General features: G+C 61.8%; 25 protein-coding genes and 1 tRNA gene. 11 read left to right on the top strand and 15 right to left on the bottom strand.

Annotated elements, in window-relative coordinates; translation table 11 throughout:
• Nucleotides 1-62: 62 nt before the first annotated feature.
• Both rpsA and cmk read right to left on the bottom strand, forming a co-directional pair.
• Nucleotides 63-1,766: a 30S ribosomal protein S1 gene (rpsA, locus tag PYR71_RS04830; RefSeq protein WP_183919122.1), complete on the bottom strand. Its 1,704-nt coding sequence runs from the start codon at nt 1,764-1,766 to the stop codon at nt 63-65.
• Nucleotides 1,767-1,938: 172 nt separating this feature from the next.
• On the bottom strand, nt 1,939-2,586 hold the full coding sequence (gene cmk / locus PYR71_RS04825) for a (d)CMP kinase (protein WP_275618414.1): 648 nt from the start codon (nt 2,584-2,586) through the stop codon (nt 1,939-1,941).
• Nucleotides 2,587-2,915: 329 nt separating this feature from the next.
• On the opposite strand from cmk, the gene PYR71_RS04820 reads away from it, so the two are divergent.
• From PYR71_RS04820 to PYR71_RS04800, 5 genes are all read left to right on the top strand, one after another.
• Nucleotides 2,916-3,299, top strand: coding sequence for a TIGR02300 family protein (locus PYR71_RS04820; protein WP_085776500.1), 384 nt, complete (start codon nt 2,916-2,918; stop codon nt 3,297-3,299).
• Between the two features lie 149 nt (nt 3,300-3,448).
• Nucleotides 3,449-3,524, top strand: a tRNA-Ala gene (locus PYR71_RS04815).
• 101 nt (nt 3,525-3,625) lie between these two features.
• Complete coding sequence (locus PYR71_RS04810; protein WP_275618413.1) at nt 3,626-3,895, top strand: GIY-YIG nuclease family protein; 270 nt, start codon at nt 3,626-3,628, stop codon at nt 3,893-3,895.
• A gap of 203 nt (nt 3,896-4,098) precedes the next feature.
• Nucleotides 4,099-4,821, top strand: coding sequence for a YoaK family protein (locus PYR71_RS04805; protein ID WP_275618412.1), 723 nt, complete (start codon nt 4,099-4,101; stop codon nt 4,819-4,821).
• A 68-nt stretch (nt 4,822-4,889) separates the two neighbouring features.
• Nucleotides 4,890-5,678 (top strand): YdcF family protein, encoded by a 789-nt coding sequence (locus PYR71_RS04800; protein ID WP_275618411.1) that lies wholly within the window; start codon nt 4,890-4,892, stop codon nt 5,676-5,678.
• A gap of 1 nt (nt 5,679) precedes the next feature.
• Here PYR71_RS04800 and PYR71_RS04795 read toward each other — a convergent pair whose 3' ends face one another.
• Nucleotides 5,680-6,153 carry a hypothetical protein gene (locus PYR71_RS04795; RefSeq protein ID WP_275618410.1) on the bottom strand — a complete coding sequence of 158 codons (474 nt, stop codon included), beginning with the start codon at nt 6,151-6,153 and terminating at the stop codon, nt 5,680-5,682.
• A 114-nt stretch (nt 6,154-6,267) separates the two neighbouring features.
• On the opposite strand from PYR71_RS04795, the gene PYR71_RS04790 reads away from it, so the two are divergent.
• On the top strand, nt 6,268-6,903 hold the full coding sequence (locus PYR71_RS04790) for a trimeric intracellular cation channel family protein (protein ID WP_275618409.1): 636 nt from the start codon (nt 6,268-6,270) through the stop codon (nt 6,901-6,903).
• A gap of 121 nt (nt 6,904-7,024) precedes the next feature.
• Here the strand turns inward: PYR71_RS04790 and irrA are convergent, their stop codons facing one another.
• A complete protein-coding gene (gene irrA / locus PYR71_RS04785) occupies nt 7,025-7,444 on the bottom strand; it encodes an iron response transcriptional regulator IrrA (RefSeq protein ID WP_275618408.1) in 420 nt (139 codons plus the stop codon).
• 300 nt (nt 7,445-7,744) lie between these two features.
• Here irrA and fabA point away from each other — a divergent pair, with 300 nt between their 5' ends.
• Genes fabA through fabI form a run of 3 tightly spaced genes read left to right on the top strand, consistent with a single transcriptional unit; the run spans nt 7,745 to nt 10,349 of the window.
• Complete coding sequence (fabA, locus tag PYR71_RS04780) at nt 7,745-8,260, top strand: 3-hydroxyacyl-[acyl-carrier-protein] dehydratase FabA (RefSeq protein ID WP_183919138.1); 516 nt, start codon at nt 7,745-7,747, stop codon at nt 8,258-8,260.
• Between the two features lie 45 nt (nt 8,261-8,305).
• On the top strand, nt 8,306-9,538 hold the full coding sequence (gene fabB / locus PYR71_RS04775; RefSeq protein WP_275618407.1) for a beta-ketoacyl-ACP synthase I: 1,233 nt from the start codon (nt 8,306-8,308) through the stop codon (nt 9,536-9,538).
• Nucleotides 9,539-9,542: 4 nt separating this feature from the next.
• Complete coding sequence (fabI, locus tag PYR71_RS04770; protein WP_183919140.1) at nt 9,543-10,349, top strand: enoyl-ACP reductase FabI; 807 nt, start codon at nt 9,543-9,545, stop codon at nt 10,347-10,349.
• Nucleotides 10,350-10,444: 95 nt separating this feature from the next.
• On the opposite strand, the gene PYR71_RS04765 is transcribed toward fabI, so the two are convergent.
• The 10 genes from PYR71_RS04765 to rimP form a co-directional block, all read right to left on the bottom strand.
• Nucleotides 10,445-11,461 (bottom strand): class I SAM-dependent methyltransferase, encoded by a 1,017-nt coding sequence (locus PYR71_RS04765; RefSeq protein ID WP_275618406.1) that lies wholly within the window; start codon nt 11,459-11,461, stop codon nt 10,445-10,447.
• A 128-nt stretch (nt 11,462-11,589) separates the two neighbouring features.
• Nucleotides 11,590-13,728: a polyribonucleotide nucleotidyltransferase gene (pnp, locus tag PYR71_RS04760; RefSeq protein WP_064681602.1), complete on the bottom strand. Its 2,139-nt coding sequence runs from the start codon at nt 13,726-13,728 to the stop codon at nt 11,590-11,592.
• Nucleotides 13,729-14,076: 348 nt separating this feature from the next.
• Nucleotides 14,077-14,346 carry a 30S ribosomal protein S15 gene (gene rpsO, locus PYR71_RS04755; protein WP_009997779.1) on the bottom strand — a complete coding sequence of 90 codons (270 nt, stop codon included), beginning with the start codon at nt 14,344-14,346 and terminating at the stop codon, nt 14,077-14,079.
• Nucleotides 14,347-14,496: 150 nt separating this feature from the next.
• Nucleotides 14,497-15,348 (bottom strand): alpha/beta fold hydrolase, encoded by an 852-nt coding sequence (locus tag PYR71_RS04750; RefSeq protein ID WP_275618405.1) that lies wholly within the window; start codon nt 15,346-15,348, stop codon nt 14,497-14,499.
• Nucleotides 15,349-15,426: 78 nt separating this feature from the next.
• A complete protein-coding gene (truB, locus tag PYR71_RS04745) occupies nt 15,427-16,359 on the bottom strand; it encodes a tRNA pseudouridine(55) synthase TruB (protein WP_275618404.1) in 933 nt (310 codons plus the stop codon).
• A gap of 12 nt (nt 16,360-16,371) precedes the next feature.
• Nucleotides 16,372-16,776: a 30S ribosome-binding factor RbfA gene (gene rbfA, locus PYR71_RS04740; protein WP_183919144.1), complete on the bottom strand. Its 405-nt coding sequence runs from the start codon at nt 16,774-16,776 to the stop codon at nt 16,372-16,374.
• A gap of 158 nt (nt 16,777-16,934) precedes the next feature.
• The gene (infB, locus tag PYR71_RS04735; protein ID WP_275618403.1) at nt 16,935-19,688 is read right to left on the bottom strand and encodes a translation initiation factor IF-2; all 2,754 of its coding nucleotides are present in this window, start codon (nt 19,686-19,688) and stop codon (nt 16,935-16,937) included.
• 102 nt (nt 19,689-19,790) lie between these two features.
• On the bottom strand, nt 19,791-20,483 hold the full coding sequence (locus tag PYR71_RS04730; RefSeq protein WP_275618402.1) for an RNA-binding protein: 693 nt from the start codon (nt 20,481-20,483) through the stop codon (nt 19,791-19,793).
• Nucleotides 20,480-22,081: a transcription termination factor NusA gene (nusA, locus tag PYR71_RS04725; protein ID WP_183919148.1), complete on the bottom strand. Its 1,602-nt coding sequence runs from the start codon at nt 22,079-22,081 to the stop codon at nt 20,480-20,482. The genes PYR71_RS04730 and nusA overlap by 4 nt, the downstream gene beginning before the upstream one ends.
• A 60-nt stretch (nt 22,082-22,141) precedes the next feature.
• Nucleotides 22,142-22,747, bottom strand: coding sequence for a ribosome maturation factor RimP (rimP, locus tag PYR71_RS04720; RefSeq protein ID WP_275618401.1), 606 nt, complete (start codon nt 22,745-22,747; stop codon nt 22,142-22,144).
• Between the two features lie 244 nt (nt 22,748-22,991).
• Between rimP and PYR71_RS04715 the strand changes: the two genes are divergently transcribed.
• Entirely contained in the window at nt 22,992-24,623 is a 1,632-nt protein-coding gene (locus PYR71_RS04715) for an MFS transporter (protein ID WP_275618400.1), read from the top strand.
• Between the two features lie 8 nt (nt 24,624-24,631).
• Nucleotides 24,632-25,087: a GNAT family N-acetyltransferase gene (locus PYR71_RS04710; RefSeq protein ID WP_275618399.1), complete on the top strand. Its 456-nt coding sequence runs from the start codon at nt 24,632-24,634 to the stop codon at nt 25,085-25,087.
• A gap of 4 nt (nt 25,088-25,091) precedes the next feature.
• Here the strand turns inward: PYR71_RS04710 and PYR71_RS04705 are convergent, their stop codons facing one another.
• Nucleotides 25,092-26,363 (bottom strand): lytic murein transglycosylase, encoded by a 1,272-nt coding sequence (locus PYR71_RS04705; protein WP_275618398.1) that lies wholly within the window; start codon nt 26,361-26,363, stop codon nt 25,092-25,094.
• Nucleotides 26,364-26,474 lie beyond the last annotated feature (111 nt).

Here is a 26,474-nt window from a genome sequence, read left to right as displayed (position 1 = left end):
AAAATGCAGAACCCGCCGGATCGCTCCGGCGGGTTCTTCAATTTTAGCGAAGGATGCGGGGCTTATTCGCCGCCGCGGTTCTTCAGGGCTGCGCCCAGGATGTCGCCGAGCGAAGCGCCCGAGTCGGACGAACCGAACTGAGCGACGGCTTCCTTCTCTTCCGCAATCTCCAGAGCCTTGATGGACAGCATGATCTTGCGGTCCTTCTTGGAGAAGTTGGTGACGCGGGCGTCGACGACCTGGCCGACCGAGAAGCGCTCAGGACGCTGCTCGTCGCGGTCGCGGGCGAGATCGGCGCGACGGATGAAGGACGTGATGTCTTCGTGGTTGACGAGCTTCACTTCGACGCCGCCATCGTTGATCGCGATGACTTCGCAGGAAACGACGGCGTTCTTGCGCAGATCGCCCGAGGCAGCGGCGTCGCCGACTGCATCCTTGCCGAGCTGCTTGATGCCGAGCGAGATGCGTTCCTTCTCGACATCGACGTCAAGAACGACGGCCTTGACGACGTCACCCTTGTTGAACTCCTCGATGACCTGTTCGCCCGGACGGTTCCAGTCGAGGTCGGAGAGGTGCACCATGCCGTCGACATCGCCGTCGAGGCCGATGAACAGGCCGAATTCGGTCTTGTTCTTGACTTCGCCTTCGACTTCAGTGCCGGCCGGGTGGCTGCGGGCGAATGCTGCCCACGGATTTTCCAGCGTCTGCTTGAGGCCAAGCGAGATACGGCGCTTGGACGGATCGACTTCGAGAACGACGACCTCGACTTCCTGGCTGGTCGACAGGATCTTGCCGGGGTGAACGTTCTTCTTGGTCCAGGACATTTCCGAGATGTGGATCAGGCCTTCGATGCCCGGCTCCAGCTCGACGAACGCACCGTAGTCGGTGATGTTCGTGACGGTACCGGAAATCTTCTTGCCTTCCGGATATTTGGCCTGGATGCCATCCCACGGATCGGACTCGAGCTGCTTCATGCCGAGCGAGATGCGGTGGGTTTCCTGGTTGATGCGGATGATCTGAACCTTGACCTGCTGGCCGATGTTCAGGATTTCCGACGGATGGTTCACACGGCGCCATGCCATGTCGGTGACGTGCAGCAGGCCGTCGATGCCGCCGAGGTCGACGAACGCACCGTAATCGGTGATGTTCTTGACGACGCCGTCGACAACCTGACCTTCTTCGAGGTTCTGAACGATTTCAGAACGCTGCTCGGCACGGGATTCTTCCAGAACCGTACGGCGCGATACAACGATGTTGCCGCGGCGCTTGTCCATCTTGAGGATTTCGAAGGGCTGCGGGTTGTGCATGAGGGGCGTGACGTCGCGGATCGGTCGGATATCGACCTGCGAACGCGGCAGGAAGGCGATCGCACCGTCGAGGTCGACCGTGAAGCCGCCTTTGACCTGGTTGAAGATCACGCCTTCGACGCGCTCGCCGGCTTCGAACTTGGCTTCGAGCTTGACCCAGCTCTCTTCGCGGCGAGCCTTCTCGCGCGACAGAACGGCTTCGCCGAGCGCGTTTTCGATACGCTCGACGTAAACTTCGACTTCATCGCCAACCTTGAGCTGGCCATCCTTGGCGCGGGCGCCGAATTCCTTAAGCGCGATGCGGCCTTCGACCTTGAGGCCGACGTCGACAACGGCGACATCCTTTTCGATGCCCGTGACGATGCCCTTGGTGACATAGCCTTCAGCCAGATCGTTCTTGGCAAAGGACTCTTCGAGAAGGGCCGCGAAATCCTCACGAGAGGGAGTTGCTACTGACATAAAATCTCCTGCGTGGCCCGAAATGAAATCGGACACGTGCGCGCCGGTTGGTTTGCGTTGAACGGGCCTGAACCCAGTCCGCCCTCTCTCACGAAGGCAATCCGGCGCTTGGACGGAATTTCAGGCTGCATAAAAGCGATCCATGCGTCTCAGCATGCAAAATCGCTTGAATTTAGGCATTTCGGCTCAAGACTGCATCGATGATCGATTGCGCAGCTTGAAACGCGGCCTCTATACTCATTTCCGACGTATCAAGCAAGTGCGCATCGACCGCTGGTTTCAAAGGGCTGTCGGCCCGTCCCATGTCGCGTTCGTCGCGCCGCTTGACGTCCTCGAAAATCGCATCGAAATCCGCCTTCGCACCCTTGCCGACAATCTCGTCGTAACGGCGTCTCGCGCGCACCTGCGGCGTTGCCGTCACATAGAGCTTGACCGGCGCATCCGGGCAGACGACCGTGCCGATATCGCGCCCGTCGAGCACCGTGCCCGGCGCTTTTTCCGAGAACCGCCGCTGCGCCTCGACGAGCGCCCGTCGCACCGCCGGCATGACGGCGATCTTCGAGGCGGCTTCGCCGATCTCGTGTCGCGAAAGTATATCGCGATCGAGCCCGCCAAGTTCAACCTCCCGCGCCATCTTTTCCGCCACCGCCTCGTCGTCAAGCGGCAGACCGGCGTCAAGCAGCGCCTTGGCGGTGGCGCGGTAGGTCAGGCCGGTGTCGAGATGGTGGAAGCCATATTGCTCGGCGATGCGGCGCGAAAGCGTGCCCTTACCGGCCGCCGCCGGGCCGTCGATGGCGATGGTGAAAGTCTTGGTCGTCATGGGATCAATCCTGGAGCAGGGCGCTTACCGGCCTCGACGCGGCGCCACACGCGGCATAATGCTTTGTAAAGGCGCAGCATTTCCTTCGCAAGTCCGCCCTTTCCGGCGGCCGTCTCCGCCCGCTTCCGCAGCCCCCGCGTCTCGTTGCGACAGAGGCGCCGGCCGGGCATCCGCCGGCGCCGGAAATAACCGGCACTGCGATCATAAAGTTTGGCTTTGACATGCGAAGCCGCAGCGATTAAGGGGACCGGCTTATAATTTCCGATGGAACGCCGGCTTGAACGGCATTTTGCCGAATCGCGGATTCGGCCATTCTCACGAGGCTTATAGTGGCGAAAGCGGAACTTGGAACCAAGCGCACTGATCCGGAAACCGGCAAGAAGTTCTACGATCTGAACCGGGATCCGATCGTTTCCCCTTATACCGGCAAGTCCTATCCCCTGTCCTTCTTCGAGGAAACCTCGGCGATAGCAGACGTTGCCGAGGAAGACGAGGTTGCGGAAGTCGATACCGAAAACACCGAAGTCGAACTGGTTTCGCTCGAGGATGCCGATGACGCCGCCGGCGGCGACGACATTCCCGATATCGGCGACGACGATGTCGAAATTGAAGGCGACGACGACGACGATACCTTCCTCACACCCGACGAAGACGATGACGATGACGACATGAGCGACATCATCGGCGTGACCGGCGACGAAGACGAAGTCTGATCGGACAAATACCGACCCGGATTGCAAAAAAATTTCGGGTCGGATTTTTTAGGCTTGCCATCTGCGAAAACCGCAAGTAAGAAGCCGCCACCCCAGAGGGAACGCCCTCTGGAGTATCCCAGGACCGGCCACGCCGGACCACCTTTGATGGGGCTATAGCTCAGCTGGGAGAGCGCTTGCATGGCATGCAAGAGGTCAGCGGTTCGATCCCGCTTAGCTCCACCACGCTTCGCCCTTACGGGCTTCGCGTGGCGCAGCCGCGAGAAACCGTTAGGCCGAGGCAGTGCCCGGCATAGCCCGAAGGGAGACGACGGGCTGAAACGCTGATGTGGTACGTCCATATTCTCCGCAGTGTCGATTTTTCCGATCAGGAATATACCGGCTCCACCGCAGATCTGAAGCAGCGCCTTGCGGCGCACAATGCCGGCAAATCCACCCACACCGCCAAATTCGCGCCTTGGAATTTGCTCTGGTATTGCGCCTTTCCCGACAAGTACAAAGCGCTTGAATTCAAAACCTACCTGAAATCGCATTCCGGTAGAGCTTTTGCCGCAAGAGATTGGTCCAGCCGAATCAGACTACGGATCATCTCATGAAACAGCAGACCGATTCCGAATAGCCAGAAAAGGCCTCCAGCGGCGTCTGTGGAGACCGGCGCACCCTCCAACGTCTGACGATCCCTTTGATCGGCAAAGCTTGGCTCCGCCCCATCCTTGCCAATCCTCTTTGCCAATTCCTCAATGAAGAGGATTTATCCTGCTGCCGGAACTCAGTGATTCCACTTCAGGACCCTTGAGCAATGACCAGAGCAAGACGCCGCCGTATCATCCGCACCCGACGCACCCTGACCGGACTTGCGCTCGTCGGCTTGATTTCGTTTCTGGCCGGCATGACCGATGCGACCGGCCTGCTGCTGACCGGCGATTTCGTTTCCTTCATGACCGGCAACACGACACGGGCGGCCCTCGCCCTAAGTGACGGCAACCTTTTTCACGCGGCGGTGCTGATCTCGGCCATTCTCGTCTTCGTGCTCGGCAACGCGGCCGGCATCGTCATCGCCCATGTCTCCGAGCGCCGGATTTTCGTGGTGCTCGGCTGCGTCGGCCTCGTTCTGGCGCTTGCATCGATAATAAGCACGCAAAGCATGTTGCTTCCGAGATTCTACCTGATCGTCTTTTCCATGGGCATGGTGAATGCCGCCGTCGAACACATCGAAGGCCTGCCGATCGGGCTGACTTATGTCACCGGCGCCTTGTCGCGTTTCGGCCGCGGCATCGGCCGCTGGATCATCGGCGATCACCGTGTCGAATGGACCATCCAGATCGTACCCTGGGGCGGCATGGTGGCTGGCGCGATCGCCGGTGCCGTCCTGACGCGGCTGACCGGCGCGCATGCCTTGTGGCTGGTCTCGATCTTTGCCATGGCGCTGGCGCTTGCCGCCATGTACATTCCCCGGCCGCTTCAGCGGCGCTTCAACCAGAAGCTCGCGCCGCACCACTCGGGCGTTGCCCGCGGCAAATAGAAGCGTCGCATTCCTGTTACCGTCGAATCGGATAGGAAGGATCGCCGTCCGCCCTCGAGGAGTAGATCTTGTTTCTGATTTCGAAGCTTGTCTGGATTTTGGGTCAGCCGCTGTCGCTGGCATTCCTTCTTGTCTTCTTCGCCCTCCTCGCCGGGCTTCTGCGCTGGCGTGCCTTAAGTCTTTTTGCGACAGCCGCTGGCGCCCTCATCCTCTGCGTCACGCTCTACACCACGACCGGCAACCTCATGATGCAGGGTCTCGAGCAGCGTTTCGCCAAGCCTGCCGCCGATCCGGAGAACCTGCAATGCATGATCGTGCTCGGCGGTGCCTTCGAAAACGAGGTGAACACGGCGCGCCACGGCATCGAATTCAACGGCGGCGCCGACCGCTTCGTCGAAGCCCTGCGGCTGGCGCAGAAATTTCCGCAGTCGCGCATTCTGGTTTCGGGCGGCGACGGCTCGCTCTCGGGCATCTATGAAGGCGATGCGGCGGCATCCGAGCGTTTCTTCCCGCTCTTCGGCATCGGCAGGGAGCGGCTGATCGAGGAGCGGCAATCGCGCACCACCTTCGAAAACGCCGTCAATACCAAGGCATTCCTGGCAAGCCAGGGCCTTTCCAATTGCCTGCTGATCACCTCGGGTTTTCATATGCCGCGTTCCGTCGGCATCTTCCGCAAGCTCGGCATCGATATTGTGCCCTGGCCGACCGATTATCGCACCGACGGGCAGGTGAGGCCGGGCCTGGATTTCACCCAGCCGAACCTTAATGCCCAGAATATGGCGACGGCGATCCGCGAATGGTACGGACTAGTCGGCTATTATCTCGCCGGCCGGACATCGGAGCTCTATCCCCGCTGAGTCACTTCTTCGAGATGGTGACGAATTTCGTGCCGCGCACGCGCGCCGTCACGATGCAGGGGTCACCTTCGGTGCGGTCGCAGAACCGCGGATGCATCTTCATTGCCAGCACCATGTTGCCGAAGCGCTGGACGAAATCGTAGCCGTAGATCTGCGCCGTCGCGATCATGAAATAACCGCCTTCGGCGACCTGCAGATAGAAATTATAGGTGCAGCCGTCGTCATTGCATCGCGGCCCCTTCTGCCCGTCGCAGGTGAGCAGGCCTTCGTTGACCACCGCGTCGATCAGCCCGTCATTGTTGATGTCCTGCCGGGTGACGAAGCCGTCGGCGAATTCGACCGCCTTGCACTGCTCCTGGAAATGCTTCTTCTCGTAGATCTCCGGGTCGGAGATCAGCGATTGCTGGCCGAGGGCCGCAGCCGGCATGGCGAGCAGCAGGACGATATTCAGAACGGCGAGCACCAGCGGTTTCACGGGCTTTCCTCTTTTGGATAAAGCTCTATCAGCTCGCTTTATGGCCGTCCCGCCTTGCGCCGCCCTTGCCGCCGTGGTTCTTTCCGGAAACTGTTCGCCGGCTCCGGGGTCCGTATGTCCTTGCTCGTCTATCTCGATTATGCCGGCATTGCCCTGTTTGCGGCGACAGGCGCGCTCGCTGCCTCGCGCAAGCAGCTCGATCTGATCGGCTTTCTGTTTTTCGCCATGGTGACGGGAACCGGCGGCGGCACCGTGCGCGATATCGTCCTCGGCCGCGTGCCGGTTTTCTGGGTGCTGAACCCCGGCTATATTCTCGTCTGCTGCATCATGGGCGTCATCGTTTTCTTCACCGCTCATCTGCTGGAATCGCGCTATCGCCTGCTGATCTGGCTGGATGCGATCGGTCTGGCCGCCTATTGCGTGCTCGGCGCCGCCAAGGGACTTGCCGCCACCGGCTCGCCGACCATCGCCATCGTCACCGGCACGTTGACGGCAACCTTCGGCGGCATCCTGCGCGATCTGCTGGCAAACGAGCCTTCGGTGCTGCTCAGGCCGGAAATCTATGTGACGGCAGCCCTTGTCGGCGCCGGCGTGTTCACGCTTGCCAATGCGCTTGGGATGCCGCTTTATCTTGCCTCAGGCTGCGGCGTCGCAGCCGCCTTTGCCGTTCGCGGCGGAGCGCTGTGGTTCGGCTGGACCTTCCCGATTTACAAGCACAAGCCCGGCCGGCATCCCGACGATGTCATGTAGAGACCGAGCATGATGCCGAAAAGTATAAGCGGTTTTCGGACGACATCATGCTCTAGCTATTAAACTTGAACAGGATGATTTTAGGTCGACCGACCTAAAATCATCCTGTTCTAAGGCGCCGTCAGCCCCGCTTGGCCCGCAGGCGGATCACCACGTCGACATGGGCGATCTCCATGCCCTCTGGCGGCTCAGGCAGATTGGCTATCGTCAGGATGCTGACAGGAATGTCGAGCACCTCGTTTTCGCCTTCGACGAAGAAATGATGGTGGTCGGACACATTGGTGTCGAAATAGGTTTTGGCGCTCTCGACGGCGAGAACGCGGATGAGACCGGCCTCGGTGAACTGGTGCAGCGTGTTGTACACGGTTGCCAGCGAAACCGGTACGCCGGCGGCAACCGCCTCCTCATGCAGTTCCTCGACGGTCAGATGCCGGTCGCCCTTGGCAAACAGGAGGTCGCCGAGCGCGACGCGCTGGCGGGTGGGGCGCAGGCCAGCGCCGCGCAGCCTTACCTCTATTGCGATCGGGAGTGCACCCGTCATCAATACCAACTCCGGTTATTCCTGCATAAAGCAATCATGTTTCTTAAAGCGGTATAACTTTTGCATTGGAGCCTTTCAATAGTTCAATGGGGACAAGGGCCTGATAAAGGCGGCAAAAACGGGCTTTTGACGCAAATAGGTCTGGTCGCGGCCCTGGCCTTCCTGTATGCGACCACCAAATAATGGCGTAGGCCTGGTCCGGGGCGATGAATGAAGCTGCCTTGCTTGTGCTTCATTTTCTGAAGAACTTGGACTACACGTTCACATCCATCGGCTTCACGCGGGGGGAAAAGAAAATTTATGACAACCAGACAGTCCAGCTTCTCGTATGAAGAACTCATCGCTTGCGCTCATGGCAAGCTGTTCGGCCCCGGCAATGCGCAGCTGCCGCTGCCCCCGATGTTGATGGTTCACCGCATCACGGACATTTCCGAAACCGGCGGTGCCTTCGATAAGGGCTATCTCAGGGCCGAATACGACGTACGCCCCGACGACTGGTATTTTCCCTGCCATTTCGAAGGCAATCCTATCATGCCTGGCTGCCTCGGCCTCGACGGCATGTGGCAGCTGACCGGCTTCTTCCTCGGCTGGCTCGGCGAGGAAGGCCGCGGCATGGCCCTTTCGACAGGCGAAGTGAAATTCAAGGGCATGGTGCGGCCGCACACGAAACTGATCGAATACGGCATCGATTTCAAGCGCGTCATGCGCGGCCGCCTTGTGCTCGGCACTGCCGACGGCTGGCTGAAGGCAGACGGCGAGACCATATACCAGGCAGCCGATCTTCGCGTCGGTCTATCGAAAGACAAGACCGCCTGAAACCGCTTCTCGAGCGGCTGACGAAAACAACAAAGGTTTGATCAGATGAGACGGGTAGTTGTCACGGGTCTGGGTATCGTTTCCTCGATCGGAAGCGACGCGGCCGAAGTCACCGAATCCTTGCGCCAGGCAAAGTCGGGCATTTCCTTTTCCAACGATTTCGCCGAACACGGCTTCAAGTGCCAGGTCTGGGGCAGCCCGAAGCTCGGCCCGGCGGAACTTGCCGAGCTGGTCGATCGCCGCGCCATGCGCTTCCTGTCGCAGGGCGGCGCCTGGAACCATGTCGCCATGAAGCAGGCGATCGCCGATTCCGGTCTTGAAGAGACGGACTACGCGCAGAACGAACGCGCCGGCATCATCATGGGATCCGGCGGCCCGTCCACCCGCACGCTGATCGAAGCGGCCGACATCACCGTCAAGAACAACAGCCCGAAGCGCATCGGCCCCTTCGCCGTGCCGAAGGCGATGTCTTCGACCGCCTCCGCCACGCTTGCCACCTGGTTCAAGATTCACGGCGTCAATTACTCGATCTCGTCGGCCTGCTCGACCTCGGCGCACTGCATCGGCAATGCCGCCGAGATGATCCAGTGGGGCAAACAGGACGTGATGTTTGCCGGCGGCCATGAGGATCTCGATTGGACGATGTCCAATCTGTTCGACGCCATGGGCGCCATGTCCTCCAAATATAACGACACGCCCGACACTGCCTCGCGCGCCTATGACGTCAATCGCGACGGCTTCGTCATCGCCGGCGGCGCCGGCGTGCTGGTGCTCGAGGAACTTGAGCGCGCCAAGGCCCGCGGCGCCAAAATCTACGCCGAAATCGTCGGATACGGCGCCACCTCTGATGGTTACGACATGGTCGCGCCTTCGGGCGAGGGCGCAATCCGCTGCATGCGCCAAGCTCTTTCCACCGTCAAAGGTGACGTCGACTATATCAACACCCACGGCACCTCGACGCCGGTCGGTGACAGCAAGGAAATCGGGGCCATCCGCGAGGTCTTCGGCGCCAAGATCCCGCATATCCAATCGACCAAGTCGCTGACGGGCCATTCGCTGGGTGCGGCCGGCGTGCAGGAATCGATCTATTCCCTGCTGATGATGCAGCAGGGCTTCATCGGCGAGAGCGCCCATATCAGCGAGCTCGATCCCGAATTCGAAGGCGTGCCGATCGTGCGCAAGCGCATCGACAATGCGAAAATCGATATCGCCCTCTCCAACTCCTTCGGCTTCGGCGGGACGAACGCCACGCTCGTCTTCCAGCGCCATAACGGATAATAATATGACTGGAATCATGCAGGGTAAGCGCGGCCTCGTCATGGGCGTCGCCAACAACCACTCGATCGCCTGGGGAATTTCGAAGGCTCTGGCCGCTGAGGGCGCGGACCTCGCCTTCACCTATCAGGGCGATGCGCTCGGCAAGCGTGTCAAGCCGCTTGCCGCCGAGGTCGGCTCGGATTTCGTGCTGCCCTGCGACGTCGAGGACATCGCCTCGGTCGATAGCCTGGTCGATGCGATCGAACAGCGCTGGGGTAAGCTCGATTTCATCGTTCATGCCATCGGCTTTTCCGACAAGAACGAGCTGAAGGGTCTCTACGCCGATACGACGCGCGAGAATTTCAGCCGCACCATGGTCATTTCCTGCTTCTCCTTCACCGAGATCGCCAAGCGCTGCGCGCCGTTGATGGAAGACGGCGGCGCGATGCTGACCTTGACCTATAATGGCTCGACACGCGTCATCCCGAACTACAACGTCATGGGCGTCGCCAAGGCTGCGCTCGAGGCTTCGGTGCGCTATCTCGCCGCCGACTACGGCCCGCGCGGCATCCGCGTCAACGCCATCTCCGCCGGGCCGATCCGCACGCTCGCCGGCGCCGGTATCTCCGATGCGCGCGCGATCCTCTCGTGGAACCAGCGCAATGCGCCGCTGCGCAAGACCGTGACCATCGATCAGGTCGGCAGCTCGGCGCTCTACCTGCTCTCGGACCTTTCAGCCGGCGTCACCGGCGAAATTCACTTCGTCGACGCCGGCTTCAACATCACCTCGATGCCGACGCTGGATACGCTGCGCAGGGCAGATGTCGAGTAAACGGCACCCCGATAGGAAGCTCAAAGGCCGTGCGCAGATGATGCGCACGGCCTTTTTTCTTGCGATCGATGAAAGAACGGTTCGAGGCCTGAGCCTTACTTCTTCGCCCACAACACCTTGAAGCGGGCATTGCGGCAGGTTTCACCGCTTTCCCTGAATTCCGCGGCAAGAACCGGCTCGTAGGGTAGACCGCGATTGGCGACGAGCATCAGTCGGCCGCCGCCGCGAAGCGAGGATGCGGCAGTCTTGATCATCGCCTGGCCGAGGGAGGGCTCGGCGGCGTGGCCTTCATGGAAGGGCGGGTTCATGATGACGAGATCGTACTTATCCTTGACCGGCTCACCCGCCAGATCGTGCCAGAAGAAGCGCGCAGGCGCGTTCGGGCAGTTCTCTGCCATATTGCCCCGCGCAGCCTCCAGGGCCGCGTGATTGGCCTCGTAGAGGTCAAGGCGCGCCAGTCCACGCGATCTCTGCGCCATCTCGATAGAGAGATAACCCCATCCGGCGCCGAAATCGGCAACGTCGCCGGTAAAATCCTGCGGCAGTCGTGAGGCGAGCAGCTCCGATCCGGCATCGACGCGGTCATGCGAGAACATGCCGGCTGTCGCATGAAAGCGGTCGTCGACGCGCACCGGCGCTTTCGCCAGTTTGGTGACAATCTCGCCGGCATCGGCCGGGCGGCCGAACCAGAAGGCGACGCCGTGATATTTCGGCATATGATCGATGGCGAGGCCGAACCCTTCCAGGCGCTTGCGCAGCGGCTGGATGCCGTCTTCCTTGGCCCCGGCAACGACGATCAGGCCGCCTGGCCGCGTGCGGGTGATCGCGGCGGCCAGATTGGCCTCGTTCTCGCCCTTGTGCTTGGTGCACAGCACGAGTGCGGCGTCATAATCCTCGCCGTCGATCTCCGGCTTCACGTCGATCCGCTGCGCCAGAAGCTGCCGGTAGAGCGGCCGGAAGCCCTGGACGGCGCTGAGCGAGGCGGCAAAGCCTTCGGGCAGCTGAAAGCCTGCCTCGGCGCCGAGAAAGAGCACGCGCTCGCCCTCGCCGGGCGGCTCGATTGTGCCGCTGGCAAAGGGATGGAACAGGGTCTTCAGCGTCTCGCGGCTCATGGGTCTCGTCTCGTTTAAGCGTGTCGCGCAAAAATGTGCAGCGGTTTTGCGACCACGACATGCGCAATCCGGGATACAAAAAGGGCGCGGAAGATTCCCGCGCCCGGAATTCAATCTGGAGACGCGGCTTACTCGGCCGCTTCTTCCTTCTTCTTCTCGTTCGCGATCTCCTGGCCGGTGGCCTGGTCGACGACCTTCATCGACAGGCGAACCTTGCCGCGTTCGTCGAAGCCGAGCAGCTTGACCCAGACCTTGTCGCCTTCCTTGACGACGTCCTGCGTCTTGGCAACGCGTTCGGAAGCGAGCTGCGAGATATGGACGAGGCCGTCGCGGGCGCCGAAGAAGTTGACGAAGGCGCCGAAGTCGGCGGTCTTGACAACGGTGCCTTCATAGATCTGGCCGATTTCAGGCTCGGCAACGATCGAGTGGATCCACTTGCGGGCCGCTTCAATTTCCTTGCCGGAAGAGGAGGCGATCTTGACGGTGCCGTCGTCCTCGATGTTGATCTTCGCACCGGTTTTTTCGACGATTTCGCGGATGACCTTGCCGCCGGAGCCGATGACTTCGCGGATCTTGTCGACCGGAATGTTCATGACTTCGATGCGCGGAGCGAATTCGCCGAGCTGGCCGCGGCTTTCGGTGATCGCTTTGGACATTTCACCGAGAATGTGGGTGCGACCGCCCTGGGCCTGGCTGAGCGCGACCTTCATGATCTCTTCGGTGATGCCGGCGATCTTGATGTCCATCTGCAGCGAGGTGATGCCGTCGGCTGTACCTGCAACCTTGAAGTCCATATCGCCGAGGTGGTCTTCGTCACCGAGGATATCGGAGAGAACAGCGAAGCGATCGCCTTCGAGGATCAGGCCCATGGCGATACCGGCAACCGGCTTGGCAAGCGGAACGCCGGCATCCATCAGGGCGAGCGAGGTGCCGCAGACGGTCGCCATCGAGGACGAGCCGTTCGACTCGGTGATCTCGGAGACGACGCGCAGCGTGTAGGGGAACTGCTCGGCCGACGGCAGCATCGGACGGATCGCGCGCCATGCGAGCTTGCCGTGGCCGATTTCGCGGCGGCCCGGGGAGCCCATGCGGCCGGTCTCGCCGACGGAGTAGGGCGGGAAGTTGTAATGGAGCAGGAAGCGCTCCTTGTACATGCCCGTCAGGCTGTCGACATATTGTTCGTCTTCGCCGGTGCCGAGCGTGGCAACGACGATCGCCTGGGTTTCGCCGCGGGTGAACAGCGCCGAACCATGGGTGCGCGGCAGAAGCCCGACTTCCGAAACGATCGGACGGACGGTTTCGAGATCGCGGCCGTCGATACGGCTCTTGGTGTCGAGGATGTTCCAGCGGACGATCTTGGCCTGCAGGTGCTTGAAGATCGCGCCGACTTCCTCGGCCGTGTACCTGGCTTCGCCTTCCTCGGGAAGGAAGTGCGCCTTCACCTTCGCCTTGACGGCGTCGACGGCGGCGTAGCGGTCGGCCTTCTGGGTGATCTTGTAGGCTTCACGCAGTTCGGCTTCGGCAAGGCCGAGCATTTCGCTTTCGAGCGCGGAATAGTCCTCCGGTTGGAAGTCGCGCGGCTCCTTGGCGGCAACTTCGGCGAGCTTGATGATCGCGTCGAGAACCGGTTGGAAACCCCTGTGGCCGAACATGACGGCGCCGAGCATGACGTCCTCGGGCAGTTCCTTGGCTTCGGATTCGACCATCAGCACGGCGTCATAGGTGCCGGCGACGACGAGGTCGAGGCTCGACTCGTCCATCTCGTCGAGATGCGGGTTGAGAACATATTCCCCGTTGATGTAGCCGACGCGCGCACCGCCGACCGGGCCCATGAAGGGAACGCCGGAGAGCGTCAGCGCTGCCGAAGTCGCGACCATCGACAGGATGTCGGGGTTGTTTTCAAGGTCGTGCTGGATGACGGTTACGACGACCTGCGTGTCGTTCTTGTAGCCTTCCGGGAAGAGCGGGCGGATCGGACGGTCGATCAGGCGGGAAACGAGGGTCTCGTTTTCGCTCGGGCGTCCCTCGCGCTTGAAATAGCCGCCGGGGATCTTGCCGGCTGCGTAGGTCTTTTCCTGGTAGTTGACGGTCAGCGGGAAGAAGTCCTGGCCGGGCTTCGGCGCCTTGGCCGAAACGACGGTGGCGAGAACGACGGTTTCGCCGTAGGTGGCGAGAACGGCGCCATCGGCCTGACGGGCGATCTTGCCGGTTTCAAGCTTCAGCGGGCGGCCGGCCCACTCGATTTCCACGGTGTGTGTATCAAACATATCTTGTCCTTCAATGCGGGAGCACGCGCCATCGCCGATATCAGGGCGCAGCGCACAGTCGACCGCAATCAATGCGACGTATCACGGGCAAGACAACGGGAGGCTTTTCGTCTCAGCTTCCTCAGGAACCCTTGTCCCCGGGAAATCGGGCCAAAGCTTCGAGAAGCTCTGGCCGAAAGCATCCGGCAATCCTGCCCCATGACAGGTCAGCGGTTGGTTTGGCAGAACCGGCCCATCCGGGTCCGCCGGTCGTTCCTCCGCTTGAGATAGGGCGCGGCCGGAACATTTCATCGGAACACCGTCCCGAAACAGATCCGGCGGACGCTCGTAAGCGCCCGCCGGACAATCTTAGCGGCGGATACCCAGGCTGTTGATCAGCTTGGAATAGCGGCCTTCATCCTTCTTCTTGAGATAATCAAGAAGCGAGCGGCGGCTCGAAACCATCGTCAGCAGGCCACGGCGGGAATGGTTATCCTTCTTGTGGTCCTTGAAGTGTTCGGTCAGGTTGTTGATGCGCTCGGTCAGGATCGCGACCTGAACTTCCGGCGAACCGGTATCGCCTTCGGCGGTTGCGTATTCCTTGATCAGCGCAGCCTTGCGCTCAGCAGTGATCGACATCGGATGGTCCTTTCTATGAGAGGAGAAGAAGTCGCCAAAAGCCGGGATGCCGTCCAGCTTTGGCCGCGAATGCAATCGAGCGGACCCGATGCTGGCGCTGCCTATAAACCAAATAAGCAGCGATGGAAAGAGGGAGCCCCGCAGCAGCTTTCAGCGGCCCGTCATGGCGTCCCGAATCATCGCATTATAGCCTGCAGGATCCTGCAGCATGGCGAAATGGCTGGCGTTTTTCAGGATGACGAGCTTTGCGCCGGGAATTTCTTTCGCCATCATCTCGGTATGGTCGAGCTTTACGGCCTCATCATGATCACCGATGGCAAGCGTGACCGGCAGCATGATTTTGCCAAGCTCCGTCGCCGTCCAGTTCGGTTGCGTCTTCCACATCCGCGAAATCTGGTCAACGAAGGCCTTGTATTCGTTCGGTGTCGGCGACAGCTTCCGGTATTGTTCGCCGGCGACGGTGATGTAGTCGTTGAAGGTCTTGTTGCTCAAGACGTCGGGCTTGACGCCGTCCGTGGTGACATTGGCCGCCTGGGCAATGACCCGCGTCAGCTTTTCCGGATATCTCATCGCCATGTCGATGCCGATGATGCCGCCGTCCGACCACCCGACGAGCGTCACCTTGTCGACCTTCAGATAATCGAGAAGGGCGACATAGTCCGATGTCATCAGATCGTAGCCGAAAGGCTGCTGGCTGCGCGTTGAGCGGCCGTGACCGCGGCTGTCGGCGACGATGACCAGATGATCTCTGGCGAATTCGGCGATCTGGTGACCCCAGACGCCGGTATTGCCAAGGCCGCCGTGGATGAAGAGGATCGGATCGCCTTCACCATATTCGGCATAATACATCTTAATGTCGTTCACATCGGCCATGCCGCTTGTCTTCGGCGCCGGCATGGCAGGAAAGGCCGGAAGCTCGGCCCAGCGCTCGGCGGATTGAGCGCCGGCGGCGGTCAGGAACAGCGAAAAGAACGTCAGCATTCCAACTGCGATTGCGCGCATAATTTTCCCCTCGGGCCGCCATGGCCCGAAAGGAAGATATCGCATCGCCACCGCAAGACAATCGCCAGCTGTAGCGACTCAGGCGAAAACCCGCTTTGGGCGAAACTCACCCTGGCCGATCTCGCCGATCGCGATCAGCCTGCCGCGAGCCGTCGCATAGGCTTCGCTTTCGGCAATCGGCGCATCGCGGCCGCGCACCAGGATCGGATTGCCCATCTTCAGTCGGTGCGCCTGGTCGTCGTTGATGACGAGATGAGGCAGGGCGGAAAGCGCCTCGCACGTGTCGATCAGCAATGCATCGAGGGCGGCGAGCCGCTCGTCCATGTCTTCGATCGCCTCGAGCGCCACGAGGCTGGCAAGCGGCACCATGGCATCTTCCTGGAAAGGCGCGACGAAGGTGCGTCGCAGCCCTGATATATGGCCGTAGCAGCCGAGCTCGCGGCCGAAATCGCGGGCAAGCGCCCTGACATACGTGCCCTTGCCGCATTCCACTTCGAAATGCGCGGTATTCGCATCTGGGCAGGCAAGCAGCGTCAGCCGGAAGATCTCGACTTCGCGCGAGGGAATCTCGACTGCTTCGCCGTCGCGCGCCAAATCATAGGCGCGTTCACCCGCGATCTTGATGGCGGAAAACTGCGGCGGCACCTGGCTGATCGTGCCGATATAGCGGGGCAGGATCTCGCGGATCTCCTGCTCGGTCGGGCGCCTTTCCGAGCTCTGCGTCACATCGCCTTCGAGATCGTCGGTGGCCCGCTCCTCGCCCCAGCTGACGGTGAACTCATAGATTTTCCGGCCGTCCATCACATAAGGAACGGTTTTGGTCGCATCGCCCAGCGCGATCGGCAGCATGCCGGAGGCGAGCGGATCGAGCGTGCCGGCATGGCCGGCCTTCTGCGCCTTGTAGAGCCATTTAAGCTTGGAAACGGCTTCCGTCGAGCCGAAATCCACCGGCTTGTCGAGGATCAGCCAGCCGGAAATCGGCCGGCCCTTGGGTTTGCGTGGTTTGGACATGCGTCTCTTCTGCTATTTTTCGTCGTTGTCGCCGTCGAGATCGCGGCTCACCTCGGGCGAACGCAAGAGCTCGTCGATCTTCTTGTAATTGTCGAAGCTGGTATCGTCGCGGAAGCGCACTTCCGGCATGTATTTCATCTGCCGAAGCTGCGGCCCGAGCCGGCCGCGGATGAACTTCGCATGGCGGTTCAGCGCCTCGATGACGACGCTGTGGTCGGAGACGCCGAGCGGCGTCACGTAAGCCGTGGCGATCTTCAGGTCCGGCGACATGCGCACTTCCGAAATCGAGATCACGGTCGCCTCGATGACGTCGTCACGCACTTCGCCGCGCTGCAGCACCTGGGTGATCGCGGCGCGGACCTGTTCGCCAACGCGCAGCATGCGCTGCGAAGGCGCGGAGGATGTTGGTCTGGTCATTGTTATCTCTGTTTGCCGATGCGGCTGGGAATCGAACCCGTCAAAGGAGAGCGTCCATGACTCTTTTGGCTGCAAAGGTCAAGGCCGCCAGATACCAGAAGCCATCCGCCGGCTGGCGGATGGCTTCTGGAAAGCTTCTTGCGCAAGGCGCCTGACGGTTAGAGCGTGCGCGTAATGTGCTCGACGCGGAAGCACTCGATGACATCGCCGACGCGCATGTCCTCGTAGTTTTCGAAGGCCATGCCGCACTCCTGGCCCATCGGCACTTCGGAGACCTCGTCCTTGAAGCGCTTGAGAGTCTTGAGCTTGCCTTCGTGAACGACGACGTCGTTGCGGATGAGGCGGACGCCCGCCCCGCGCTCGACCTTGCCTTCGACGACGCGGCAGCCTGCGACCTTGCCGACCTTGGTGATGTTGAACACCTCAAGGATCTCGGCATTGCCGATGAAGGTTTCGCGCCGTTCCGGCGACAGCAGGCCCGACATCGCTGCCTTCACGTCATCCACCAGATCGTAGATGATGTTGTAGTAGCGGATTTCGATACCCTGGCGTTCGGCGAACTGGCGTGCCTGCGCATTGGCGCGAACGTTGAAGCCGATGATGGCGGCGTTCGAAGCTTCGGCGAGCGAAATATCCGACTCGGTGATGCCGCCTGCGCCTGAATGGACGATGCGGGCACGGACTTCGTCGGTGCCGAGCTTTTCCAGCGCGCCGGCAATCGCTTCGATCGAGCCCTGCACGTCGCCCTTGATGACGAGCGGGAACTCCTTGACGCCGGTGCTCTGGAGCTGCGTCATCATCTGTTCCAGCGAACCGCGCTGGCCCGACTGGCGGGCAGCCGCCTTGTCGCGGGCAAGACGCTGACGATATTCAGAGATCTCGCGGGCGCGGCTTTCGCTTTCGACCACGGCGAACTTGTCGCCTGCCTGCGGCGTGCCGGAAAGACCGAGCACCTCGACCGGGGTCGCGGGACCGGCTTCCTTCACATGGTCGCCCTTGTCGGTGACGAGGGCGCGCACGCGGCCCCAGACGTCGCCGGCGACGATGATCTGGCCCGGACGCAGTGTGCCCTTCTGGACGAGCACGGTGGCGACCGAACCGCGGCCGCGGTCGAGCTGGGCTTCGATGACAGTGCCTTCCGCCGTCCGGTTAGGATTGGCCTTCAGATCGAGAATTTCGGCCTGCAGCAGGATCGCCTCGAGCAGCTTGTCGAGATTCTTGCCTGTCTTGGCCGAGACTTCGACATCGAGCACTTCACCGCCCATGGATTCCACGAAGACTTCGTGCTGCAGCAGCTGGTTGCGAACCTTCTGCGGGTCGGCCTCGTGCTTGTCGACCTTGTTGATCGCCACGATGATCGGCACATTGGCCGCCTTGGCGTGGTTGATCGATTCGATCGTCTGCGGCATGACGCTGTCATCGGCCGCGACCACCAGGATCGCGATGTCGGTCGCCTGCGCGCCGCGGGCACGCATCGCCGTGAAGGCGGCGTGGCCGGGGGTGTCGATGAAGGTGATCTTCTGGCCGTTCTGTTCCACCTGATAGGCGCCGATATGCTGGGTGATGCCACCGGCTTCGCCGGCGACCACGTTGGCATGGCGGATGGCGTCGAGCAGCGAGGTCTTGCCGTGGTCGACGTGGCCCATGATGGTGACGACGGGCGGGCGCGAAACCAGTTCGCCTTCTTCGTCGGAGACGTTGAAGATGCCGAGCTCGACATCGGATTCCGACACGCGACGAACCGTGTGGCCGAATTCACTGGCGATGAGTTCGGCAAGGTCGGCGTCGATGACGTCGCCAGGCTTCATCATCTGGCCTTCCTTCATCAGGTACTTGATGACGTCGACGGCGCGTTCGGACATGCGCTGCGACAGTTCCTGAATGGTGATGGTCTCGGGCAGAACCACTTCGCGGGAGATCTTCTCGCGGGTTTCCTGCATCTGGCTGCGGCGGAACTTTTCCTGCCGGCGGCGCATCGCCGAAAGTGAGCGCCCGCGGGCATTGTCGTCGCCGTCGACGTCGGCCGTGGTGATCGTCAGCTTGCCGCGGCGGCGCTCCTCATCCGTTTTCGGACGCGTGGTGACCGGCTTCGCCGGTTCCGGGCGGACAACGCGGCCACGAGCCGGGCCGCCGCGTGCAGCACCCCGATCATCGTCGCCCTCGTCATCACGACGGCCACGGACTCCTGCCGGTGCGGCAGCACCCGGCGCGAGCCGGGCGGCAGCAGGTGCTCCGGCGCCATCGGGACGGCGCGCAGCCGGTGCCGGCGATGCCGGCCGCGGAGCGCTCGGGCGCGCTTCGGCCACAACCGGAGCCGGCGCCGCAACAGCGGCGGGTTCGGCGGCAGCGGGCGCTTCGGCTTGGCGGGCAGCCTCTTCGGCGGCCCTGCGGGCGGCCTCTTCGGCTTCGGCGACCTTGCGGATCGCCTCTTCGGCGGCACGGCGCTTTTCTTCCTCGGCGCGGCGGATCGCGTCCTGGGCGTCACGCGCCTGGGATTCGGCCAGCGCGCGGCGGCGGGCATCCATCTCCTCAGGCGACAGATGGTTCAGCACGACAGGGCGCGGACGGTCGTTCGAGCGCTGCGGCTGATAGGACTGCTGCGGACGCTGATTGGTCTGGTTGTTGCCCGGCTGGTGAACCCGCGGTGCCGGCGTCGGCTGCTGCGGACGCGCCTGAACGGGCGCCGGCGCAGGTTCGGCGGCGCGGACCGGGGCTGCCGGGGCAGCGGGCGTGATTGGCTTTTCGTCTTCCGGGCGCATCGGGCGCCGCTTGCGGGTCTCGACCACGACCGCCTTGGTGCGACCCCGACCCATATCTTGGCGAACGGTGCCCTGGCTTATCCCCGATGGTTTGAGGGTAAGCGTCTTCTTGCCCGTTACGCTGAGTGTCTTGTCGTCGTTACTATCGGTCATTCGTTCCCGTTCCTTCGGACAGGGAGCGATGACTAGATCAGACCCTGTCGTTCAAATACTGTCGATCAATGAGAATGAGACCGGCCGATGCCGGTGACCGTCTCATTGTTTTTGCCGGCCAGCGCCGCCCGCTGCCCGGGACTGACCGCCAATACGGTACTGTTCGAGCATCTTTGCGCGCTTCACTACACCCTCACCCGCCTGCCCTGCAAGCACTGCGGCATGGATAAAAGCATTCTGGCCCATCAGGCCTTCCATTTCGCTCTCCGAGAAGAAGCGGTAGGAAGGTATCTCCTCCTCGGTCTCCATTCCGAGGTGCCAGGCCTTGCGGGCCTGGTCGATTTTCCTCACACCGTCGTCCGCCGCGTCAGTTGCGTGGAACACCGCAATGGCTGCTCCGCTTCTAACCGCGGCGTCCACTTTCGAGGAGCCGCTGATGAACTGGCCGGCTTTGCGGGCCATGTTCATCATCTGCATCAATTGCGCCGCGAGCAGCCGGTCGACACTCGCGCCGAGATCGTCTGCTGCCTTCACGTCGCTTTTCAGCGCGCGGGCGAAGAGCTTCTTCGCCACCGCTCTGTCGACCAGCGACCGGTCGGCTTTCACCCAACAACCGCGTCCCGGAAGCTCGCGCTTCAGGTCGGCGACGACGGTTCCGTCGGGAGCCGCGACGAAGCGGATCAGCTCATCCGGCGATCCGCTTTCGCGCGTCACGATGCACATGCGTCCGTTCACGTCATAACCTGCAAGATCGTCGTCCTGAGGGAGAGCGTCCGGCTCATGCGCGGTCATCATGCTTCCTGTTCGGCTTCGGTGACCTCTTCTTCGGTCCCCTTCGCCAGGTCCTCTTCGGTAATCCAGCCGGCCGCAAGCCGAGCCTGGACGATCATTTGTTCGGCCTCGACGCGCGAGACGTCGAACTTCGAGAACAGGCCCTCGAACTTCTTCGTTTCGCCGTTCTTTCGCTCCGTCCAGCCGACGAGATCGTCGGCGGCGCAGCCGGCAAAATCCTCGATCGTCTTGATGCCGTCTTCGCCGAGCGCCACCATCATCTGGGCGGTCATGCCGTCGATCTGGCGCAACTCGTCCTCAACGCCGAGCGCCTTACGCTTCTCATCCATCTCGGCTTCGAGCTTCTCCAGATATTCACGGGCGCGGGTCTGGATTTCCTGCGCGGTATCTTCATCGAAACCATCGATCGAGGCGATTTCGTCGAGATCGACATAGGCAAGTTCCTCGACGGCGGCAAAACCTTCCGATGCCAGGACCTGGCCGACCATTTCGTCGACGTCGAGCGAATCCATGAACAGGTTGGTGCGCTCGTTGAATTCCTTCTGACGGCGCTCCGATTCCTCGGCCTCCGTCATGATGTCGATATCCCAGCCGGTCAGCTGCGACGCCAAGCGGACGTTCTGGCCGCGGCGGCCGATCGCAAGCGACAGCTGCTCGTCGGGAACCACCACTTCGATGCGCTCGGCATCCTCGTCGAGAACGACCTTGGCGACTTCGGCCGGCTGCAGGGCGTTGACGACGAAGGTTGCCGGATCCTGCGACCACGGGATGATATCGATCTTCTCACCCTGGAGCTCGCCGACGACGGCCTGGACGCGCGAGCCGCGCATACCGACGCAGGCGCCGACCGGATCGATCGAACTGTCGTTCGAGATCACGGCGATCTTGGCGCGCGAGCCCGGATCGCGGGCAACCGACTTCACCTGAATGATGCCGTCATAGATTTCAGGCACTTCCATGGTGAAGAGCTTCACCATGAACTGCGGATGCGTGCGCGACAGGAAGATCTGTGGGCCGCGCTGTTCGCGGCGGACGTCATAGACATAGGCACGGACGCGATCGCCATAGCGCACGTTTTCGCGCGGGATCATTTCGTCGCGGCGGATGATGCCTTCGCCACGGCCGAGATCGACGATGACGTTGCCGTATTCGACCCGCTTGACGGTGCCGTTGACGATTTCGCCGACGCGGTCCTTGAATTCATCGAACTGGCGGTCGCGCTCGGCTTCACGCACCTTCTGGACGATCACCTGCTTGGCGGACTGAGCGGCGATACGGCCGAAATCCATCGGCGGCAGCGGATCGGCAATGAAATCGCCGAGTGCGGCGTCCGGGTTGCGGTCGCGGGCGAGCTCCAGCGGGATTTGCGTCGAATAATCCTCGGCCTTGTCGACGACTTCGAGCAGACGCTGCAGCCGGATTTCGCCGGTCTTCGGATTGATGTCGGCACGGATGTTGGATTCGGTGCCGTAACGCGAGCGTGCCGCCTTCTGAATGGCATCGGCCATTGCGGCAAGCACGATCTCGCGGTCGATGACCTTTTCGCGCGCCACTGCATCTGCGATCTGCAGAAGTTCGAGCCGGTTCGCACTGACTGCCATTGTCTTGTTTCTCCGTCTTTACTCCGGGGTTCCCGTCCCTGGGAGCGGTCTGTTAATCGGTTATTCCTGCTCGTCCGCTTCGTTCTGGTTGGCGGCCTGCGCTTTCGCCAGCTTGTCGGCGCGCAATGCATCGCGGATCAGGTCGTCGGTCAGGATGAGTTTCGCATCGCTGAGCGCGGTGAAAGGAATGGTGACGTTCAGCTCTTCTCCGTAGGCAACCTGGTCACGCTCGAGCGTGAAACCATCTGCGTCGGCTTCGACGATCTTGCCGCGGAAGCGCTTGCGGTTGCCGATCATGATCGACGTCTCGCATTTCACCAGGTGACCTTGCCAGCGAACGAAATCGGATTTCCGCACCATCGGACGGTCGATGCCGGGCGAAGACACTTCGAGATGATACTCTTTATCGATCGGCTCTTCCACATCGAGGACGGGAGAAATCGCCATCGAGACTTCTTCGCAGTCCTGGACCGTCATCGTGCCGTCGTTGCGCTCGGCCATCACCTGCATCGTCATGCCGTTCTGGTTCAGCATGCGCACGCGGATCAGCCGGAAGCCCATCCCGATGAGAACGGGTTCGATGATATCGGCAAGACGCTGGTCAAGCCCGGTTTCGGTAATCAGCCGCGGCTCAAGTTCGTTGTCTGCGTTCGTCATGTCCGACAAGCGGTGCGCTCCTCGCAATTTCTGCTGTTCAGGCGATCGAGCTAATAAAAAAGAGCGGGTCCTTGCGGCCCACTCTTCATCAAGCGATCAAGAATTTGAGAGCCATATAGTCGGGTTTTTACGAAATTGCAAGGTCTACGACCGATTCCGCCAATTCGCCTCCGACAAGGCGAACGCGCCTATGGCCAGCGCCGGTCATGCGCATATATTGCCCGGCGGGGCAATGACAAAAGCGGGAGAAATCGTGGCGTACACTCCGTCGACATTGGCGCCTTTACGGCACGAGACTTATCGCGCCATATGGTTTGCGAGCCTTTCCTCGAATTTCGGCGGCCTGATCCAGGCGGTGGGTGCTGCCTGGATGATGACGACGATCACCGCTTCGGAGGATATGGTCGCGCTGGTGCAGACCTCGACGGCACTGCCGATCATGCTGTTTTCCCTGATATCGGGCGCGCTCGCCGACAATTACGACCGCCGCCGGGTGATGCTGACGGCGCAATGCATGATGCTGACGGTCTCAGGCCTGCTGACGGCCGCGGCGCTTCTCGGCTGGATCACGCCTTGGCTGCTGCTCTTCTTCACCTTCCTCATCGGGTGCGGCACGGCGCTCAACAATCCCTCCTGGCAGGCCTCGGTCGGCGACATGGTGCCGCGCGCCGATCTGCCGGGCGCCGTCACCCTGAACAGCATGGGCTTCAACATAACCCGCAGCGTCGGCCCGGCGATCGGCGGCGCCATCGTGGCGGCCGCCGGCGCCGCCGCGGCCTTTGCCGTCAACACGCTGAGTTATCTGCCACTGATCTACGCTTTGTCGCGTTGGCGGCCGAGCGCGCCGGTTTCGACCCTGCCGCGGGAGGCGCTCGCCAGCGCCATCTTCGCCGGCCTGCGATATGTCTCCATGTCGCCCAATCTCGAAAAGGTTCTCGTCAGGGGGCTTATCTTCGGCATCGGCGCCAGCTCGATCCTGGCGCTTCTGCCGGTTGTCGCGCTTGATCTGGTGGCCGGCGGACCGCTGACCTATGGCTTCATGCTCGGCGCTTTCGGCATTGGCGCGATCGGCGGCGCCGTGCTGAGTGCGAGAATTCGTCAGGCGTTTTCCGGCGAGACGATCATCCGCCTGGCCTTTGCCGGCTTTGCGCTCAGCGCCGTCATTGCGGCCGTCAGCCCGAGCGCCGTCCTCACCTCAGCCGGACTGCTCGTCGCCGGCGCCTGCTGGGTTTCGGCGTTGTCGCTTTTCAATACCATCGTCCAGCTCTCGACTCCGCGCTGGGTGGTGGGCCGCGCGCTGTCGCTCTACCAGACCGTCACCTTCGGCGGCATTGCCGGCGGCAGCTGGCTGTGGGGCGTTGCTGCCGATCGCTACGGCGTCGCCAACGCGCTGCTGACGTCATCCGTCGTCATGCTGCTCGGCATTGCGATCGGCCTGCGCTTTTCGATGCCGGCCTTCGCCTCGCTCAATCTCGATCCGCTGAACCGCTTCACCGCGCCGGCGCTCAGCCTCGACATCACGCCGCGCAGCGGTCCGATCGTCATCCAGGTCGACTACGAGATCGGCGACGACGATCTTGCGGAATTCATGACGTTGATGGGCGAGCGGCGGCGTATCCGCATCCGCGATGGCGCGCGGCACTGGGCGCTGATGCGCAATCTCGAAAATCCCGGGCTTTGGACCGAAACCTACCATACGCCGACCTGGGTCGAATATATCAGGCACAACCAGCGGCGCACGCAGGCCGATGCCGAAAATATCGACAGGCTACGCGCCCTTCACCGCGGCGAAGGTCCGCCGCATGTTCACCGGATGATCGAGCGTCAGGCCATCCCGCCCGGCGATGACGTCTTCCATAAGGCGCCGATCGATCTGCATCATTGAGGACAGGCATGTATAATTTCAGGCTCGCCCGCCAATCCGATCTTGCCGCCATCGTCCGGCTTTTGGCCGATGATGATCTCGGCAGCGCCAGGGAGATCGTTTCCGACCCTATCGATGCGCGTTATCTCTCGGCTTTCGCCGCGATCGAGGCGGATGCCAACCAGATGCTCGCCGTGGCAAGCGATGCGGACAATCAGGTTGTCGGCTGTCTGCAGCTGAGCTTCATTCCCGGCCTGTCGAGAACGGGCATGTGGCGCGGCCAGATCGAAAGCGTGCGAATCGCCCGGGGTTTGCGTGGCTCCGGCCTCGGCTCCGAATTCATCGAATGGGCGATCGCCCAGTGCGCCGAGCGGGGCTGCGGCCTCGTGCAGCTGACAACGGACAAGACGCGAGGGGATTCGATCCGCTTCTATGAAAAGCTCGGCTTCGTCGCGAGTCATGAAGGGCTGAAGCGCAGTCTCTGAAGCCTTACTTCAGGCTGCCCTTCATCGTGGCTTCGGGAAAGCATGTCGGCTTCATGCCGTTCTTTGCCTGCCATTGGCCGATCGATCGGCGTGTCTTGTAGCCCGGCAGACCGTCGGAACCGCCGACATCGTAACCCTGCCGTTCGAGCGCCTTCTGCATGGCGGCGACATCCGAACGCAGCATCTTGCCGACATCGCCCCATCGGCCCTCAAAGGCGCCGCCGTTATAGCCGATCCGGTCGGCGAGATTGCCGATATAGAGCGCGTAGAGATCGGAATTATTATATTCCTTGATGATGTAGAAATTCGGCGTGACGATGAATTCCGGCCCGTCGCGTCCGGCCGGAACCAGCATCATGCTTTGCGCGTTCATCTCGCCCGAAGGGAAGTTCTTGCCGGAGATGCGGTCGATGCCGAGCGAGGCCCAATGCGATAGCGGCTTCGCGAGGTCTGGACCCTCTTGCGCGCAGGAAACCGCCTCCGGTATCGAGACCTCGAAGCCCCAGTCGCGATCGCGCTGCCAGCCTTTCTTGACTAGGTAATTGGCGATCGAGGCAAGCGTATCCGGCACGGAGGTCCAGATATTGCGGTGACCGTCGCCATCGAAATCCACCGCATATTTCAGATAGCTCGTCGGCATGAATTGTGGCTGGCCGAGCGCCCCGGCCCACGAGCTCTTGAATTCGGCGGGCGTCACGTCGCCGCCGTCGAGAATATGCAGCGCCGCCACCAGCTCGGTGCGGAACATTTCCTTGCGCGTCGACATGAAGGCCTTGGTTGCCAGCACCTCGACCGCCGAATTCGGTATCTTCGCCGCGCCGAAACCCGTCTCCCGGCCCCAAATGGCAAGCACGATCGACCCCGGCACGCCGTAAGTCTTCTCGATCCGCTTCAGCGTCGAGCCATATTGCGCGGCAAAGCCGCGCCCGGTTGCGGCGAGCTTCTTCAGCCGGTCCTCGTTGAAATAGGGGCCAGGCGAGGAAAACTCCGCCTGTGTCTGTTTCTGCTCCTTGGGCGGCGGGAATCCCGGCGGAGCGAGATCCGGCAGGTTCCAGTTCAGCGTGACGCCTGAGAAGGCGGCCTTGAAAGTCTTCTCGGAAATGCCGCCCGCCTTGGCCTGCGGCCAGAGGTCCTTCTGCACCCAGCTTTCGAACTGGGCCTCGACATCGGCTTTCGATGGGGCTGCGTGGGAGGGGAGAGGAAGTAGGGCAGTCATCATCGCGAGTGCGAGTATCCGCAGCCCTCGTGGAACTCCCCCCTCTGTCCTGCCGGACATCTCCCCCACAGGGGAGGAGATCGGCTGGGGGCACGCTGTTACCCCAATCAAACGCGGCAGGGGACCGGAGCTGCTTGGCTCACGATCAAGATTTCGCAGGGCCGGTGCATC

This window comes from Rhizobium mulingense (assembly GCF_029194105.1).
Classification (GTDB): Bacteria; Pseudomonadota; Alphaproteobacteria; order Rhizobiales; family Rhizobiaceae; genus Rhizobium; species Rhizobium mulingense.
The sequence above is the reverse complement of the archived record's forward strand: the minus strand, read 5'-3'. Positions and strand labels throughout refer to the sequence as shown.